Origin of the sequence: Pseudorhodobacter sp. MZDSW-24AT, assembly GCF_002794355.1 — a bacterium.
Lineage (GTDB): Bacteria > Pseudomonadota > Alphaproteobacteria > Rhodobacterales > Rhodobacteraceae > Pseudotabrizicola.
This window is the reverse complement of sequence record NZ_PGOI01000007.1, coordinates 489,252-504,122: the sequence shown is the minus strand read 5'-3', so window position 1 is coordinate 504,122 and position 14,871 is coordinate 489,252. Positions and strand designations below refer to the sequence as shown.

The window sequence follows — 14,871 nt, the reverse complement described above, 5'->3', positions numbered from 1 at the left end:
GGCGCTGATGATGTCGTATCACCCCTTGGCGGCCGAGCAGGCCGAGGCCGCTGCACTTGTGTTTCTTCGCGTCGGCGCGGTCATGGCAACACTGCCCGCCTTTGGTGAAACGAGTGTGCCAGCCCGGATCCGATTGGTGCTTGCCCTGATGTTCTCCGCGGCACTCTTTCCGGTTGCACAGCCTGAGATGGTCGACGTGCCGCTCGTCGCGGGCTTCGCACCAGAGGTTTTGATCGGCCTTGTTTTGGGATTGATGATCCGCTTGTTCGTGCTCGCGCTTGTGACGGCAGGCACGATCGCCGCAAATGCGACGTCTTTGACACAGCTTTTTCCCGCAGGCGCAGATGCGCAGCCAGCTGTATCCAAAGTTCTGGTGATGACAGGCTTGGCGCTTGCGGTGACGTCCGGGCTTCACCTTCGGGTTTTCGACTACTTGATCCTTGGTTACCAACTTCTTCCCGCAGGACAGTGGCCTACGTCAGACATGATCGTGAACTGGGGAGTCTTGCAGGTCGCGCATAGCTTTTCGCTTGCCTTCATGATTGCGATGCCATGCGCGATTGCATCTCTGATCTACAATCTGGCCTTGGGCGTCATCAATCGTGCCATGCCCCAGCTGATGGTCATGTTCATTGGGGCGCCTGCCCTCAGCCTCGGTGGCTTGACCCTGATCGCCCTGTCTACCCCGCTGGCGCTCATGGTCTGGCTGCAGGCTTTGAACCGCTTTCTCGCCGCGCCTCTTCCTTAAATCAGATGTCGCGCTCCGAAGACCAGAAATCAGAAGACAAGGAACACGCGCCCAGCGAGAAGAAACTGATGGATGCGCGGCGGCAAGGCGACGTTCCAAAGTCGACGGAACTGATTGCGGCGGCGGCCTACGGCGGGCTCTTTCTGGCTGGAGTGGCTGGGCTGCAAGGGGTCGACACGGCAGCCACAGCAGGCAAGGCGTTCATCGCCCAAGCGCCAGAACTTGCAGCCTTGGCAGCCTCTTCTGGCCGCAGTGTTTTTGGCGCCGTGCTACATAATGCCATTTCGCCGTTGATATTGATTCTTTTGATCCCGGCCTGCGCTGCCATTCTGGCAATCTTCGCCCAGCGCGCTTTTGTGTTCGTGCCTCAAAAGCTGTCCCCCAAACTCTCTCGGATTTCGCCGTGGTCGAACGCGAAATCGAAATTCGGGCGGGAAGGCCTGGTTGAGTTCTTAAAGACTGTGGTCAAGCTTTGCATCGTCTCTGTCGCCCTTGGCCTGTTTGTGATGAAACATCTTAACGGCATATTGGCGACAGCGTCGCTCGATCCTCGCCAATCCCTTGTCTATCTGTTCTGGCTTCTCGGAACCTTCCTGGTGATTGTGATCCTCATTACCCTTGTGATTGGTGCGACTGATCTTCTTTGGCAGCGACATGCGCATGCACAGCGCAACCGCATGTCGCGGGAAGAGATGATGGATGAAATCAAGGAAAATGAGGGTGATCTGAACACCAAATCGCAAAGGCGCCAAAGGGCACAGGACATCGCGATGAACCAGATGTCGGCAGAGGTTGCAAAGGCAAGCGTGGTGATTGTCAATCCAACCCACTACGCCGTGGCTTTGCACTGGGCGCGCGGGACGCGAACAGCACCGGTCGTGGTTGCAAAGGGTGCAGATGCCATGGCGCGTCGGATCAGGGAAGTCGCTGTTGCGCACGGCGTCCCCCTGCATTCAGATCCGGCGACGGCAAGGTCGTTGTTCGCCACGGTTGAGGTCGGCCGGCCCATTCCACGCGATCACTATCGCGCTGTGGCGGCCGCGATCCGCTTTGCTGAGACAATGCGAAAACATGCAAAGGAGCGTCAGATCTGATGCGGTCAGACCAAAAAGAACAGATCAAACGGCTTGCTCTTCTTCTTCACGAGCGAGACCTGTCTCGCTTTCGGGTGGCTACTGCGCAGAAGGCGAAAACCGAGCAAGATCTTCTGGTACTCGACAAAACAAGCGCCTTGGCCGACCGCGATCCCAAGGTTTGTCGTGAGGTCGTGGACCGATACAACTCCTGGGCAATGAACCGACGCATTCTGCTCAATCAACAACTGGCAGATGACCTGCTCCGCTGGAACAGTGCGAGGCAAGAAGCGCAGCGGTCCTTTGGTCGGGCGGAGGTCTTGAAGACGCTTGGCCGCAGGCGCTGACAACTGAGGCGCTATGCTGCGTGTGTCGGCCAAAAGCCCACAGCATGTGTTTGCCTTCGTGGAAAGGTGAAACCTGCTTTTCTGCCGCAGCCAAACCAAGCTGAGCAAGGTGGCGCCCGGTGGGGCGCTTAGCTGTCTTGCCGAATGATGTCGGTGATCAAAACATTGATGACCAAATCCCCGAGAATTCCCTTTGCAATCTCACGCAATCCAGCGCGCAGGGTCACCAGATTGTCTGCATCGGTAAATGAGCCCCTAAATCCTCCGACATTGGCATGATCGAAGAGCATCTGCAGCATCTGATCCCGCAATTTGGGCTCTTGCGCATAAACCTTTTCTGCGGATCCCACGGTGATCTCAAGGCTCAAGGAAACAATCACCAAGGAGGCGATGCGGCCTTCTTCAACCACAGGGACGACAAACTGATTTGTCAGCTTCACGAACTCCGAAATCGGTTCGCTGTCTTGTGAAACCGCCGCTTCTCCCTCTTCTGGCACAGCATCTGTTTTGCCCGCGTCTTCTGGGATCGGACGCAGGAACGAACCAGCTGCGACACCGGCGCCCAAACCCAAGAGCATCAAGACAAGGGGAAGAATTTTGCGCATTGCGCCTCCTTAGAAGGGCAGGATCAGATCTGTGACCTGCTGTCCGTAACGCGGCTGCTGCACATCAGAGATCTGACCTCTGCCGCCATAGGCGATGCGGGCGCCTGCAATCTTGTCATAGGTCACTTCATTGGTGCGCGAGATATCGGCTGGCCGCACATAGCCCGTTACAATGAGTTCGCGCAGTTCGAAGTTCACTCTAACCTCCTGCTGCCCTTCAATGCGCAGCACCCCGTTGGGCAGCTTTTCGACCACCGTCGCGGCAACCCGGAGCGTGAGTTTTTCGTTGCGCGATACCGAACCATCGCCCGAAAAGATGGACGAAGAGTTGGTGCTGACGGCATTTGCCATCGATGTGCCTTCAGGCAACCTGTCGTCCAGGCGCTGCGGCAGCCCCAAGAGATGTGGGATGCCCATGGACTGGTTCCCCGACCTGCTCCGCGCGGTGGAATTTGAAATTTCTGCGCTGTCGTCGATTTCAATCACCACCGTCAAGATGTCGCCCCGGGTGCCGGCACGCCGATCCCCCAGCAGGGAGGCGCGGCTTGCGGTCCAGAGCGAGGCGGCGTCGGTTGCGGCGTTTGGGTCGCCCTGTTCCGGCAACGCGTTCGAATACATCGCGTGGTGTTGGTAAGTGCCCTCAAGCCCCGAAAAGTCGGGCGTCTTCCCCACCTGATCCAACGAAGAACAGCCAGCCATGCCTATCAAGGCCGCGAAAAGCACAGATTTGATCATTTTCTCAGCCTTCCGTCCGACTGACGCTCACGGTTCCATCAGGTTGGACCCGTCCTTGAACCGTCTTGCGTGACATGAGGTTGATGATGGGGATCACATCTCCAACCGCGCCTTGCGCGAGGGCGCGGCCCTCTGTTTGGATGAAAAGCGTTTCGATGATGTAGGTGAGCGAGACGACCTGGTTTCGCTTGATGACTGCCGGCGGCCCCACTTGGCCTTTTCGTATTGGCCTGCCGGGATAAAGCGCAACGCGTGCCTCTTGCCCTACGATCTGCAAAAGGTCCGTCTCCGCTTCGGGGATCAGGGCTTCAACGGTTGAGAGATCGGCAGCGGTGATCACCTGACCGGCTTTGACAATCCGGTTTGTCACCACCGCGTCGGCAAACGCCGGCAAAGGCAGCAAGCAAAAAAGCACCCCCCACCGCATCAGCGCACCTGGGTGGTGGCGGAAAGCATCTGATCGGCCGCAGTGATGACCTTGGCGTTCAGTTCATAGCCTCGTTGCGCCTTGATCAATTCAGTCACTTCGCGCACCGCATCGACCGAGCTTTCTTCCAGATAGCCTTGCCGCAATGTCCCAAGGCCGTTCTGGCCGGGAGTGGCCTGAAGCGGGGGGCCTGAGGCTTCTGTTTCAACAAAGAGGTTCGAACCCATGGCCTCAAGCCCCTTTTCGTTGGCAAATCCAGCCATGGAAAGGGTCCCCAAGAGCTCTGGCTCGACCCTATCGGCGAAATAGGCGTAGACATCGCCCCCTGCCGTGATGGAGAGCGCCCGCGCATCGGAAGGGATGGTGATCCCCGGAGAAACAGGATTTCCCTGAGAATCCACGATCAATCCTTCGCCTGTGCGCTTCAGGGCGCCGTCGCGCGTGTAGGCGGCACTTCCACCGGGCAACGTCACCTCAAGGTAGCCTTGGCCTTCAATTGCAAGATCCAGATCCCCTCCTGTTTGGGTCAGCGATCCTTGCGACAAGATCACAGAGACGGCAGCAGGACGCACGCCAAGACCGATCTGAACGCCCGTTGGCAACATGGTCCCATCATTGGCCGACAGTGCACCCGGTCGCGCCAGCTGCTGATAGTGCAGATCCGCAAAATCAGCGCGCCGGGCGTTATAGCCCGTGGTCGACATATTCGCGAGGTTGTTGGCGACCACATCGACGCGCATCTGCTGAGCGGCCATTCCAGTTGCGGCGATTTGCAAGGCTTTCATCGGTTGCTCCTATCGGCCGAGAGTCTGAATGACGGTGCGTTGGCGATCATCCTCTGCATCAAGGAACTTTTGTCCGAGTTCATAAGTGCGCTGCACCTCGATCATTCGTGAGATTTCAAAGACAGGCTGCACATTGCTGTCTTCAAGAAAGCCTTGCCGGATCACGGCATCTTTGACAGGCTCAACATCCTTGGCAGCAAAAACTGTGCCACTTTCATGTTGAAGCGTCAGAGGGTCGGTGGGACGCCAAACACCAATCTGGGCGATCGGCTGGCCATCGGCGGAGAGGGTGCCATCGGAGGCAATTGACACCGATCTTGCGCCAAACGGAGCCGGCACCGGAGCGCCGCCTGCGTCGAGCAAAGCGTGCCCGTCCGGCGTGACGAGCAAGCCTTCACCCGAGGGCGAAAACGCGCCGGCCCTTGTCAATCTTTCGCCTTCTGGTGTGGCGACCAGAAAGAAACCTTCACCTTGAAGTGCCAGATCAAATCTGCCGCCGGTTTGCGACAGCCCGGCTTGGGCCAAGTCGATGTTGCGCGCATTGCCATGCGCCATGGAAAGGGAAGGTGCATTATCCAGTCGTGCGATGTATTCCGAATAGACAATGCCTTCACGCCGAAAGCCCACTGTCGACAGGTTGGCGATGTTGTTCGCGATCACCTGCATTTCTCGGACTAGGCCGGATTGCCGGGCCAGCGTTGTATAGCCTGAAGTTTCCATAATCAGCTCCCTTCGATTGTTGGGATGATGGCTTCGACGAAAAAAGTGACGAGCGTTGCCGTCATGAAGCTCATCGAGGCCCAGAACACGATCAGCATGGCGCCGACTTTGGGCACAAAGGTCAGCGTCATTTCCTGAACAGAGGTGAGTGCCTGAAAAAGCCCCACCACCACACCTGCGACAAGGGCGACAAGGAGCAACGGAGCTGAGATCTTCACCGCAATCCACAAACCTTGGCGTAAGATGTCAAAGATTTCTGCTTCGGTCATCGCGGGGATCACACGGGCATCCGGAGGATTTCTTGGTATGCCTCCACCACCCGGTCGCGCACCGTGACCACGGTGTCCACGGCCGATTGGGAGGATGCCAAGGCCTCTACCAAAGCATGTGGGTCTGCATTTCCGGTCATGGCCGCCTTCGCGACATCTTCCGCGCGCGACAAGGTGTGCGCAAAGCTTTCCAGAAACCGTGCGGCCCCCTCTTCGGAGGCGTTCGGCAACGGCTCGGGAGCCGCTGCCGAACGGATTTGCATGTAGGCCTGTGCGGCCATCGTTTTCTTGATATCCATTCTGGATCTCCTATCGACGAATGAGATCGAACAGGCTTTGCGTCATCTGCCGCGCCTGATCGAACAGTCTGAGGTTCGCCTCATAGCTGCGCTGCGCTTCGCGCGCGTCTGCAATTTCGATCACCAGATCGACGTTCGATCCATCATAGTGACCGGTCGTATCCGCCAACGGATGGCTGGGTTCGTAAATGCGGGGCAAAGTGCTTTGGTCCAGACGAACCGGACTTACGGAGACCGCCCCAGTCTCCCTATCTGGTGCAAAGGAAATGACCTTGCGGCGGTATCCGGGCGTGTCGGCATTGGCGATGTTTTCCGACACATGCCGGAGCCGCCTCGCTTGTGCCTCCATGCCAGAAGCGGAGAGCGACAATGCCTGCAAAAGATCTGTCATGTTTTCACTTTCAGCTGTTGCGACCAAGCGAGGTCCGGATGATCGCCGAAGTGCTGCGGTAGATCGCCAAGGCCATTTCATGGCTTTGACGCGCTTCCATCGCCTGGCGCATTTGCGCATCCAAAGAGACATCATTGCCATTTGGCGCCATGTCCGAACCGGACGGTTTGGCCTGAGGCATGCGGAACGATTGCGACGTTAAGTGATTTGCGCGCGTCGCGCGGAGCGCGAACGCTGAGTCTTCGACGATGCTTCCAAAGGCGGGCATATCCATTGCCCGATACCCCGGCGTGTCCGCGTTGGCAATGTTGCGCGCCACCGTCTCGACGCGGGTGCCGGAGTAGGATGCAAGTGCCTGCGCCATTCTGGTGAGTTCGAGTTTTTCAAACATCGGGGCTTCTCCCTCGATTTGCTTCACCAGTTTTTAGGGGTGATTCGTTTAAAAACCGTGATCAGCGAACAAAAGGAGAATTCTGTGGCGGGAATATTTGCGCCGTTAGCCCAGCAGCTCGCACAGGTCGGGCTCTCCCTCCCCATCGGGCGGGTTCAAAGCGCCGGCGGGGGCACAGTTTCTGTGCGCGGATTGCAGCACGTGGCGGCCCTGGGGGATCGGGTGAGAATCGGAACGGGGTTTGGGGGGGCAGGAGAGATTATCGGCATCGAGGCAAAAAATGTGACCGTCCTGCCTGACCAAGGAATGGACGGTCTTTCCATTGGGGCTGAGGTGGCGCTGCAAGGTCCGTCAAGGCTCGCCCCGGATGAAAGCTGGGTCGGCCGCGTGATTGACCCGCACGGAAGCCCATTGGATGGCAGGCCTTTGTTCTTGGGGGCAGAAACGCGCAGCTTGCTGGCCGCGCCACCCGCGCCGGGTCGCCGCCGTCGCCTGGGGGAACGGCTTTGCACGGGGAAGGCGGTTTTCGACACCATGTTGCCGATTGTGCGCGGACAAAGGATTGGATTGTTTGCCGGATCGGGTGTCGGCAAATCCAGTTTGCTTGGCAATTTCGCGCGCGCGCTTTCTGCGGATGTTGTGGTGATCGCTTTGGTGGGGGAGCGTGGCCGCGAGCTGCGTGACTTCACGGATGATGTGCTTGGCCTCGACGGTATGATGCGCAGTGTTGTGGTGGCCGCAACCTCGGACCAATCTCCGGCGCTTCGCCGCAGATGCGCCCTGACGGCCATGACGGTTGCAGAACATTTCCGAGATAAGGGCAAGCATGTGCTTTTGCTCCTCGACAGCGTCACACGCTTTGCCGAGGCGCATCGAGAGATAGCGCTGGCGGCGGGGGAGCCACCAAGTTTGCATGGATACCCCCCCTCGCTGCAACACGCCATCATGGCTTTGGCCGAGCGGGCAGGGCCAGGAGGTGATGGGCAAGGCGATATCACCGCCATCTTCACGGTCCTGGTCGCAGGGTCCAATATGGAAGAACCTGTTGCCGATATCCTGCGAGGTGTCTTGGACGGCCACGTTGTTCTGGAGCGCCAGATTGCGGAGCGGGGCAGATTCCCAGCGATTGATCTGTTGCGGTCTGTTTCACGCAGCCTGCCCGTGGCGGCCAGCGAAGAAGAAAAAACGTTGATCACGCGCGCCCGGAGTGTGATTGCTGCTTGGGAGCGTTCGGAAATGATGGTCCAAGCTGGCCTCTATCAACGCGGGAGTGACGTAATGATAGATCAAGCGATACGGCTCTGGCCGGCACTGGACAGCTTTCTGGCTGAAGATTCGCCAACAAATGGCATTACCGGAAGCTTTGAGCGATTAAGGCAGTGCCTCCAAGAGTGATCAAAGCCTTTGGAAAAGTCGGGGCGATTGCTGAAACAGAGTTAGGATGTTCAGGGCGCCGTTTGGGGATGCGCCGCTTTGTTCCAGCTCTGACTGAAGCAAAAACTGCTGGATGAGTCTGTCCATCTTGCCACGATCTTGGAACTGTCCAAGGTCAGCGGATCCAAAACTGGCGCTGCTGCGCGCCCGCATTATTTCGGCCTGTCGGTCAATGTCGATCGCCCCAAATGAGGCAGGAAGAGCGAAGGCGCGTTCAAAGACGGCGCGAAGAGGAGGGGTTCCCAAGATCGTATACCATTTCGACAAAGGTGATCCGTTCGAAGCGGCGATCTTTGGCAGTTCGCGTTCAGTGTTCAGAGCCAGTCGCATATCGTCATTCTGTTTCCCGACGGCGACGGAGAATTGCTGATTTTTGTACGAAGCCAAAATCCTGTCTGCGAAGTCTGAAAGCTTGGTGTTCGGCGTTGCAAAATCACCAAAGCCAAAAGCGGCTGAAAACCTTTGATACTGCTTGTTTGCAAGCTTGTTCGCCAGAGCGTCTGCCTTCAGAGTGCCACCCTCAAGGATTTTTCGAATGAAGAATTTGTTTCCGATGTCGGCATCAAGGCCAAAGGCGCCGAGTGAAACACGTAGCAACCTCGGATCATCGACCAGTTGTTCTGCGGTATTGATGCGTCCGATCTTTTCCCGGAAATAGGCTTCCTCTCGTATAACAGAAGGTTGTGCGTTAAAGGCGGCGGTTTGTTGCGCCATGGTGCGCTTTAAAAACGCCCACCCTGCGTATCCCCCTAGGGGCAGAACGGGAGCAAAAGTCATTCCTTGCTGACCGCCATCAGACGTTCTTCGCGTGGCAACAGGCTCCGCAGGAACTTGAGTGCGTGGTAATGTTGATCCGCCAGAACTGCCTTGCTCGCGAGCGAAAGTTGCAGCCTGCTGTCAGGGTCAATCAAGACTTGGCTCAGTTGCTCGATGCCCCGCAAAAGCTGTTGCTGGGCCTCCTTGGCAGCAATATCGCCGGACAAGACAAGTTGTGCGATGTAACATACCCGGCGCACAGGTGTGTTCGCCGCCTCTGGGTGGATTGCATCGCGCAGGCGCAGAATATTCGCATTCGGTGTCATGATGGCGAGCCTCGACCTTCTGTCGCCATTCTCGACGACGGCGCCGTTGATCAATACCCGTTCGTGGGGTCCAAGCTTCAGAACCAGGCCGGTCACTTTGCGCCCCCTTGTCCGCGCAAACCGCGCATAACTGCTGTGTTGATATCGATCAGGGCATCCACAGAGGCTTCGCCAGCCAGAACCTGTCGGCTGTGTGATGCAGAAAACTCGTAGAGGTAGAACAGTTGCGCGCGCAGCGGTGGCGGCAAGCCGTTGTTGGGCAGCGCAACATCTGCCGCAAAGCTTGACCAGAGGGATAAGTTGTCGGCCACTGCTTGGGCGAGTGCAGGAAAGTTCGACTTACGGCGGTGCCAGGTGGACGACAGTTTTTGAGTGGCTCTTGCCAACGCCTCGTATTCAAGACTGCGCATCGAGCGCAAATTGACGTCCGGGCGCGTGTAGCCCGTCTTTGGATGGGTGAGCGCGTTCACGGCGAATCCTTCGCGTTACATCATCATGATCTGGAAGGGGCCGGGGTTGCCCCCGACCCGAGCCGTTAACGGAACAGCGCCAGAATGTTCTGCGGTGCCTGATTCGCGATGGAGAGCGACTGGGTGGCCAACTGCTGTTGAACCTGAAGAGCTTGCAGCCTTGCGGAAGCCTCTTCCATATTCGCATCCACCATTGACCCAATCCCGGATTTCAGAGAATCGACGAGCTTGCTCACATACTCTGCCTGAGTGTCGATGCGTCCACGCGCCGAACCGAAGGTGGCTGCTGAATCCACACCCTTCTGGATCAAACCTTCAATCGCGGCCAAAGCCCCTTTCGCGCCCGACTCGGTGCTGACGTTCAGTGTCCGCAAGGCTTCAAGACCGCCACCGATGACGTTGGCAGCATCGGCGGTAACGCTGACCACGTTGACCTGGATCGTATCGGTCGCCGTGGTCAAGGTCGAGCTGACGGTAAGGCCAGTGCCGGAGGCCGAGACGCTCAGCGCACTGAGGCTGAGATTGTTTTCAGCCGCAAATTTAGCATAGGCATTGGCCAGAGCTTTTGCCACATCGCTCGCCGTGTCACCTTCACGCGTGACGTACCTGATCTGGTTCGCGGCCGCTTCGGTCTGTGTCGAGGCCGCCGCGGTGGAGGTGCGAAATGAGGCTTGCGTGAACGAGCTGTTGTCGGCGTCGGTCCCGAAGATGTTCAGCGCATAGGCGGTGCCCGCTGCAAAGCCAGCCGGTGCCGATGCCAAGGCGATCGTGGCGGTTTGGGTGGCGGCGTTCAACGTTGTCGTACCGACTGCGTTGTTGAAAGTGCCGCCGGTTCCCGCGATCGAAGATGCCGATGTGCCGAGATCTTCCTTTGTCACCCCGATGTTGCTGGCGGTGACGCTCCCGGTGGCGCTGCGGTCCAGTGAACTCAGGACAGAGACAGTGCCGGAACCCACGGTCTTTGAAGCGTTCGACAAAAGATTGAGCCCGTTAAACTGGGCCGCGCCGACCACCGAATTGATCTGATCACGCAGAGCTGCAATGTCGGTCTGGATCTTGGCGCGATCGACGTTGGCTTCTTGCGCCGCGACAATCTTGCCTTTGATGGACGTCAAAAGGTCAGTCACAGTTTCCGCCGCATTTTGTGCAACAGCAACCGTCGAAGACCCTAGGGCAAGGCTGTCAGAGATTCCCTTGAAGCCTTTCACGTCCGATTCCATCACTTTGGAAATGGCCCAGACGGCAGCATTGTCCTTGGCATTGCCGACGGATTTACCGGTCGAAATCTCGGATTGCACTTGGCCCAGGTTTCTGTTGATCGCTTTCATGGTCTGCAACGCAACCATCGCGCCATTGTTCGTCAGAATGGAAGACATATCTGTTTCCTTCACGTGAGCCGCAGATTTAGCGGCCTGAGCTACCACCCGGAGGCGGCGGGAAGGGCATTCTTGCCGATGCTTTGGGTCGTTTCCCGCAGCGCCACCCCGACCTCGGGGCGCAAGAGTGATACAATCCTCCAACTCCTAATCATCAATGAACATCACTTCGCCGTTCATCAATGATTTGAAGAAATTCAAACACGTCTGCCCGGCGATGGGCTGGCAGGCAAGGTGGCTTTGCCGCCGATGCGATCATAAGTGGTCAGTCCCTGCGCAGCGGAAAGGATGTCTGCCATGCGACGCCGCGCGGCGCCCACCCCCGAAAGAGCCGCGTCAAGGCAGTCGGCGGTACGTCCTGCCTCAACTTTAATCCGTTTCAGGCATTCAAGGTCTTCGGCACCAAGCATTGCTTCATTTTTCTCTAGTATATGCAGCAGGTTGGATAGCTGCGTGTAATCGCCCGCGATTGTCGCGCTCCTCACCGCCCGTAGGGTTTCCTCAACGTCAGTTTTCATGTTTTGCCTGCTCTGCTTGCGCCAGCGATTCGAAAATGGCCTGCGCCAGACCAATACCCCCCTGGGCGACGATCCCGCGTGCCTGCTCGGCGCGAAGATATGAAGCGAATTGATCCTCCCCAATGCCGCCCCCAAATCCATCTGGCGATTCGCTTAACCCAGCATGCATCAGCATTTCTGACAGAAAGGCCGCTTCCAATTCCTGTGCCTTTTCAAAGAGGTGGCGTTGATCAGGCGAAGACGGCCTTACTTCGTCAAGAGAAAGGGGACCAGACATCACGATGCTCCAGTTGGTTTGAATTGTTCTGAATATCAGCCCTTGGGGTAAACAGTCGGTAAGCAATTCCACGCAATCTGCTGACGATCGCCGCCAGCGAGAGGATGGCAGAATGCAAATCACGCTTAACCCTCAGATATCATCGACATCGGTTTCCCTGTCCTTGCAGGGCGAAGACGAAACGGGTGCTTTCGCGACGGCGGTAGCAGCCTTGGAAGCCCTGCAGTTGGCGGAGCCTGAGTGGAAAGCGGGCTCAAGGGGGGCTTTCGTTCCCGCGGATGCGCGCTCGGAGGATCAAGACACAGATCTCTCCAAGGAGGTCACTGCTCTCGCGGGCGTGACGCAGTTTCAGCAAAGCTTATCGGATGCTTCGGTTCAAGCGCCTGCTCAAGCATTCGAAAACATTGTCAATTCAATTATGGGCGCGGACGCATCTGAAGGCAGTTTTGCTTTACCCGCTGCGCGCTCTGGGGGCGAAACTTCCGGTTTGTCTGCGCGCGCTTTCGGGAAGCAGGATGTTGTGAGGGAGCAAAAGTCGACCGTAGGAGGCGGCGCGACAGCCTTACAACCATATGCCGAGCTTTCGGTTCTAAAATTAGGTCAGGCGGGATCTGTGTTTGAGATGGGAGGGGGCCCTGTGCAAGCGAAGCCGCATTCTTCCGAAGAGTTGCAGGCGGCCACCGTATGGATAGCCCCGAAAACCTCTCTTTCAGGTGGAGCCTTGGCCGGCAAGCGGGGCATCCCTGACGGCCGCGGCGGCGGTTCCGGAGCAGACATTGAAGCGCTTTCATCCCCAGACTTCGCAAAAGTGCCAAGCCACTCTGACCTGCCCTCCTCAGCTGCCCCCCTTAGCCGGTTTCAGTTGACCGAAATTGGTGCACAGCCAGCGCGACCGACCGTTGTTCCAACGCCGGGGTCGCAGATCGCACTGTCCCCGCAGGCGCAGAACCAAGGCGTCTACGCTGCATCCGCAGACGCTGATCGCCAAAATTTATATTCTTCACAGGCAGTTACGCGTGCTTCCTTGCTGCAGGTGCCGAATTCTTTGTTATCGGCCCCGCCCCACGTTGATGCAGATATGCCAAACCCTCATGCGACGTTTCCAGGCACGACAGCCTCGTCCCCGATCGGACTTGCGCCACGAGTTGCCTCACAAGCACTGAACGATGCGCAGTTCGGCATGTCCGGGCAGGGGACTGAAAGGCAGCCACTCCAAGGCGATGGAGGCCGTCATGCCGTCAATGCGCATCTTCCTTCTTTGGCATATCAATCGGCCATCAAAAACGCAGACCTCAGCGAGATGACGCAAACGGGATTGCAGACTGCAAAACCGGAGAGCGTGGCCTTGCCCGCTGCTGTGGCGGCAGATCTTGCGCATCAAAGGGATCCGACCGTCGTCAGCCGCGCTTGGGACGATGCCAGACAGCCTGCGCTGCGCGCAGATTTTTTCTTCGACGCGTCACCCGCAGTCTCGGAGTCTGTGGCCTTGCACAGCGCAAGCTTACTGAAGCGGCCGATCAGCGTTTCCGGCGTGCAAACGGCAGACACAGCGCTTTTGAACAGCAAGACGCTTACAAGCCACTCTGATAGTGCCATGTCCCATGCTGAGCCGAGAGCGGCACCCTTGGAAGGCCGAAAGCACGCTTCTCTGCCCCATCAGCCGGTTCAAAAGATGCAAGTTACAACCGGTGGGATTGGTCAGGAGGACGGTTTGGGCGACCCAATCCATATGGCCGCAGATGCCAAAGACATCGGTCAGTCGATACTTCACAGCTTGCGTGATTCTGCAACGCAAGTCCCTTTATCTCCGGTATTGATGACACTTCCCTTCCACGCCGCGCCTGGTTCTCCCTTTGCGCACCCCGTCTCTCAACTGATCCTTAAAGCCGCCCATCCCGATTGTCTTCGAACGGTTGAGCTTAGCTTAAGCCCGGAGGAGTTGGGCAAGCTCCGCTTTGACATCGTGGCGCATGGTGACAGGCTTTCTGTGATGGTTTTTGCGGAACGTCCCGAGGCGCTGGACTTGCTGCGGCGACATGGCGATCAGTTGCTTCAAGAGCTGCGTCTCGCCGGGTTCACTCAGTCCTCGCTGAATTTTGGAGACTGGTCGCAGAGAAGCGGGCGCTCGACCGCGTCTTCCCAAGGGGCGCTTCAAGCTTTGCCAGACCCCACGCCAGTTGAAACGTCATTGTCAGCGGCGTCGTCCCTGCGGTCAACCGCTGCGGGCCGTCTTGATCTGAGACTTTGAAAGGAAACCTTTATGGATCTCGTCCAGACACAGCGCGCGGTCGCCGCATCCCCCCCAGCATCGCTGCCCCCCTCTAACCCCGGGCGCGCAGCGACTGATTTTGAAACGTTTCTCAAGATGCTGACGGTTCAGATGCAAAATCAGGACCCAGTCAATCCAATCGATTCTGCAGATTATGCGGTTCAACTCGCCACATTTTCCGGTGTCGAGCAGGCTGTCCGAACCAATCAGCTGCTTGAGAGCGTTCTGTCGCAGTTCAATACTCTGGGCGTGGCACAGCTTGCGGGCTGGGTGGGCCAAGAGGCGCGGTCTGCCGCGCCGGTTTTCATGGATGGCACGCCGGTGACCCTGTCTCCCTCTCCATCCGCCGCGGCAGATCGCGCTGTTCTTGTGGTCAAAGATGCACAGGGCCGCCTTGTCGCGCGCGAAGAGATCCCTGCCACAAGCGCCCCTTATATTTGGCTTGGCGGCGACCCGACCGGGGCAGCTTTGCCTGTCGGAGCGTATAGGCTGACACTTGAAAGTTATTCCGGTGACACTCTCCTCACCGAAACGCCGATTGAACATTACGCACCCGTTCTGGAAGTGCGTGGTGGCGCGGGCGGCGCGCGCGTTGTTTTGCCCGGTGGTATAGAGGTTCTGGCGACAGACGTGACCGCACTCCGTGCATCCTGAT

General features: G+C 57.9%; 21 protein-coding genes. 6 read left to right on the top strand and 15 right to left on the bottom strand.

The genetic code is table 11. From position 1 onward, the window contains the following. Positions 1-25: 25 nt before the first annotated feature. The 3 genes from CUR21_RS08480 to CUR21_RS08470 are packed head-to-tail and all read left to right on the top strand — an operon-like array spanning position 26 to position 2,168. Entirely contained in the window at positions 26-748 is a 723-nt protein-coding gene (locus CUR21_RS08480; protein WP_232622728.1) for a flagellar biosynthetic protein FliR, read from the top strand. A 5-nt stretch (positions 749-753) separates the two neighbouring features. Continuing rightward, positions 754-1,842 carry a flagellar biosynthesis protein FlhB gene (locus CUR21_RS08475; protein ID WP_100196561.1) on the top strand — a complete coding sequence of 363 codons (1,089 nt, stop codon included), beginning with the start codon at positions 754-756 and terminating at the stop codon, positions 1,840-1,842. Then, a complete protein-coding gene (locus CUR21_RS08470; protein WP_100196560.1) occupies positions 1,842-2,168 on the top strand; it encodes a hypothetical protein in 327 nt (108 codons plus the stop codon). The genes CUR21_RS08475 and CUR21_RS08470 overlap by 1 nt, the downstream gene beginning before the upstream one ends. 128 nt (positions 2,169-2,296) lie before the next feature. Here CUR21_RS08470 and CUR21_RS08465 read toward each other — a convergent pair whose 3' ends face one another. The 9 genes from CUR21_RS08465 to CUR21_RS08425 are packed head-to-tail and all read right to left on the bottom strand — an operon-like array spanning position 2,297 to position 6,790. Further along, positions 2,297-2,773: a flagellar basal body-associated FliL family protein gene (locus CUR21_RS08465; protein ID WP_100196559.1), complete on the bottom strand. Its 477-nt coding sequence runs from the start codon at positions 2,771-2,773 to the stop codon at positions 2,297-2,299. Positions 2,774-2,782: 9 nt separating this feature from the next. Then, on the bottom strand, positions 2,783-3,508 hold the full coding sequence (gene flgH, locus CUR21_RS08460) for a flagellar basal body L-ring protein FlgH (protein WP_100196558.1): 726 nt from the start codon (positions 3,506-3,508) through the stop codon (positions 2,783-2,785). A 4-nt stretch (positions 3,509-3,512) separates the two neighbouring features. Beyond that, positions 3,513-3,935: a flagellar basal body P-ring formation chaperone FlgA gene (gene flgA / locus CUR21_RS08455; RefSeq protein ID WP_100196557.1), complete on the bottom strand. Its 423-nt coding sequence runs from the start codon at positions 3,933-3,935 to the stop codon at positions 3,513-3,515. Next, positions 3,935-4,720, bottom strand: a complete 786-nt coding sequence (gene flgG / locus CUR21_RS08450; protein WP_100196556.1) for a flagellar basal-body rod protein FlgG — start codon at positions 4,718-4,720, stop codon at positions 3,935-3,937. Before flgG ends, flgA begins: the two co-directional genes overlap by 1 nt. A 9-nt stretch (positions 4,721-4,729) precedes the next feature. Next, positions 4,730-5,440 carry a flagellar hook-basal body complex protein gene (locus CUR21_RS08445; RefSeq protein ID WP_100196555.1) on the bottom strand — a complete coding sequence of 237 codons (711 nt, stop codon included), beginning with the start codon at positions 5,438-5,440 and terminating at the stop codon, positions 4,730-4,732. Positions 5,441-5,442: 2 nt separating this feature from the next. Further along, a complete protein-coding gene (locus CUR21_RS08440; protein ID WP_100196811.1) occupies positions 5,443-5,709 on the bottom strand; it encodes a flagellar biosynthetic protein FliQ in 267 nt (88 codons plus the stop codon). Positions 5,710-5,717: 8 nt separating this feature from the next. Then, positions 5,718-6,008 carry a flagellar hook-basal body complex protein FliE gene (fliE, locus tag CUR21_RS08435; protein WP_100196554.1) on the bottom strand — a complete coding sequence of 97 codons (291 nt, stop codon included), beginning with the start codon at positions 6,006-6,008 and terminating at the stop codon, positions 5,718-5,720. 10 nt (positions 6,009-6,018) lie between these two features. Beyond that, positions 6,019-6,399: a flagellar basal body rod protein FlgC gene (gene flgC, locus CUR21_RS08430; RefSeq protein ID WP_100196553.1), complete on the bottom strand. Its 381-nt coding sequence runs from the start codon at positions 6,397-6,399 to the stop codon at positions 6,019-6,021. 10 nt (positions 6,400-6,409) lie between these two features. Further along, entirely contained in the window at positions 6,410-6,790 is a 381-nt protein-coding gene (locus tag CUR21_RS08425; protein ID WP_100196552.1) for a FlgB family protein, read from the bottom strand. Positions 6,791-6,874: 84 nt separating this feature from the next. Here CUR21_RS08425 and CUR21_RS08420 point away from each other — a divergent pair, with 84 nt between their 5' ends. Then, positions 6,875-8,185, top strand: a complete 1,311-nt coding sequence (locus CUR21_RS08420) for a FliI/YscN family ATPase (RefSeq protein ID WP_100196551.1) — start codon at positions 6,875-6,877, stop codon at positions 8,183-8,185. Here the strand turns inward: CUR21_RS08420 and CUR21_RS08415 are convergent, their stop codons facing one another. The 6 genes from CUR21_RS08415 to CUR21_RS08390 form a co-directional block, all read right to left on the bottom strand. Further along, complete coding sequence (locus tag CUR21_RS08415) at positions 8,186-8,938, bottom strand: DUF1217 domain-containing protein (protein WP_232622727.1); 753 nt, start codon at positions 8,936-8,938, stop codon at positions 8,186-8,188. Positions 8,939-8,997: 59 nt separating this feature from the next. Beyond that, entirely contained in the window at positions 8,998-9,402 is a 405-nt protein-coding gene (gene flbT / locus CUR21_RS08410; RefSeq protein WP_100196549.1) for a flagellar biosynthesis repressor FlbT, read from the bottom strand. Next, the gene (gene flaF / locus CUR21_RS08405) at positions 9,399-9,776 is read right to left on the bottom strand and encodes a flagellar biosynthesis regulator FlaF (protein ID WP_232622726.1); all 378 of its coding nucleotides are present in this window, start codon (positions 9,774-9,776) and stop codon (positions 9,399-9,401) included. The genes flbT and flaF overlap by 4 nt, the downstream gene beginning before the upstream one ends. A 65-nt stretch (positions 9,777-9,841) precedes the next feature. Continuing rightward, positions 9,842-11,152, bottom strand: a complete 1,311-nt coding sequence (locus CUR21_RS08400; protein ID WP_100196548.1) for a flagellin — start codon at positions 11,150-11,152, stop codon at positions 9,842-9,844. A 197-nt stretch (positions 11,153-11,349) separates the two neighbouring features. Further along, positions 11,350-11,670: a hypothetical protein gene (locus CUR21_RS08395; RefSeq protein WP_157791969.1), complete on the bottom strand. Its 321-nt coding sequence runs from the start codon at positions 11,668-11,670 to the stop codon at positions 11,350-11,352. Next, on the bottom strand, positions 11,660-11,947 hold the full coding sequence (locus tag CUR21_RS08390) for a rod-binding protein (RefSeq protein ID WP_100196546.1): 288 nt from the start codon (positions 11,945-11,947) through the stop codon (positions 11,660-11,662). The genes CUR21_RS08395 and CUR21_RS08390 overlap by 11 nt, the downstream gene beginning before the upstream one ends. A gap of 112 nt (positions 11,948-12,059) precedes the next feature. Between CUR21_RS08390 and CUR21_RS08385 the strand changes: the two genes are divergently transcribed. Together CUR21_RS08385 and CUR21_RS08380 are read left to right on the top strand one after the other, a co-directional pair. Further along, a complete protein-coding gene (locus CUR21_RS08385; protein WP_100196545.1) occupies positions 12,060-14,195 on the top strand; it encodes a flagellar hook-length control protein FliK in 2,136 nt (711 codons plus the stop codon). 12 nt (positions 14,196-14,207) lie between these two features. Beyond that, positions 14,208-14,870: a flagellar hook capping FlgD N-terminal domain-containing protein gene (locus tag CUR21_RS08380; RefSeq protein ID WP_100196544.1), complete on the top strand. Its 663-nt coding sequence runs from the start codon at positions 14,208-14,210 to the stop codon at positions 14,868-14,870. The last annotated feature ends 1 nt before the right edge of the window (position 14,871 follow it).

Bases quoted from the DNA above. Each gene is read 5' to 3' on its own strand.
- CUR21_RS08475 (WP_100196561.1), top strand. From the start codon at position 754: ATGTCGCGCTCCGAAGACCAGAAATCAGAAGACAAGGAACACGCGCCC.
- CUR21_RS08470 (WP_100196560.1), top strand. From the start codon at position 1,842: ATGCGGTCAGACCAAAAAGAACAGATCAAACGGCTTGCTCTTCTTCTT.
- CUR21_RS08465 (WP_100196559.1), bottom strand. From the start codon at position 2,773: ATGCGCAAAATTCTTCCCCTTGTCTTGATGCTCTTGGGTTTGGGCGCC.
- flgH (WP_100196558.1), bottom strand. From the start codon at position 3,508: ATGATCAAATCTGTGCTTTTCGCGGCCTTGATAGGCATGGCTGGCTGT.
- flgA (WP_100196557.1), bottom strand. From the start codon at position 3,935: ATGCGGTGGGGGGTGCTTTTTTGCTTGCTGCCTTTGCCGGCGTTTGCC.
- flgG (WP_100196556.1), bottom strand. From the start codon at position 4,720: ATGAAAGCCTTGCAAATCGCCGCAACTGGAATGGCCGCTCAGCAGATG.
- CUR21_RS08445 (WP_100196555.1), bottom strand. From the start codon at position 5,440: ATGGAAACTTCAGGCTATACAACGCTGGCCCGGCAATCCGGCCTAGTC.
- CUR21_RS08440 (WP_100196811.1), bottom strand. From the start codon at position 5,709: ATGACCGAAGCAGAAATCTTTGACATCTTACGCCAAGGTTTGTGGATT.
- fliE (WP_100196554.1), bottom strand. From the start codon at position 6,008: ATGGATATCAAGAAAACGATGGCCGCACAGGCCTACATGCAAATCCGT.
- flgC (WP_100196553.1), bottom strand. From the start codon at position 6,399: ATGACAGATCTTTTGCAGGCATTGTCGCTCTCCGCTTCTGGCATGGAG.
- CUR21_RS08425 (WP_100196552.1), bottom strand. From the start codon at position 6,790: ATGTTTGAAAAACTCGAACTCACCAGAATGGCGCAGGCACTTGCATCC.
- CUR21_RS08415 (WP_232622727.1), bottom strand. From the start codon at position 8,938: ATGGCGCAACAAACCGCCGCCTTTAACGCACAACCTTCTGTTATACGA.
- CUR21_RS08400 (WP_100196548.1), bottom strand. From the start codon at position 11,152: ATGTCTTCCATTCTGACGAACAATGGCGCGATGGTTGCGTTGCAGACC.
- CUR21_RS08395 (WP_157791969.1), bottom strand. From the start codon at position 11,670: ATGAAAACTGACGTTGAGGAAACCCTACGGGCGGTGAGGAGCGCGACA.
- CUR21_RS08390 (WP_100196546.1), bottom strand. From the start codon at position 11,947: ATGTCTGGTCCCCTTTCTCTTGACGAAGTAAGGCCGTCTTCGCCTGAT.
- CUR21_RS08385 (WP_100196545.1), top strand. From the start codon at position 12,060: ATGCAAATCACGCTTAACCCTCAGATATCATCGACATCGGTTTCCCTG.
- CUR21_RS08380 (WP_100196544.1), top strand. From the start codon at position 14,208: ATGGATCTCGTCCAGACACAGCGCGCGGTCGCCGCATCCCCCCCAGCA.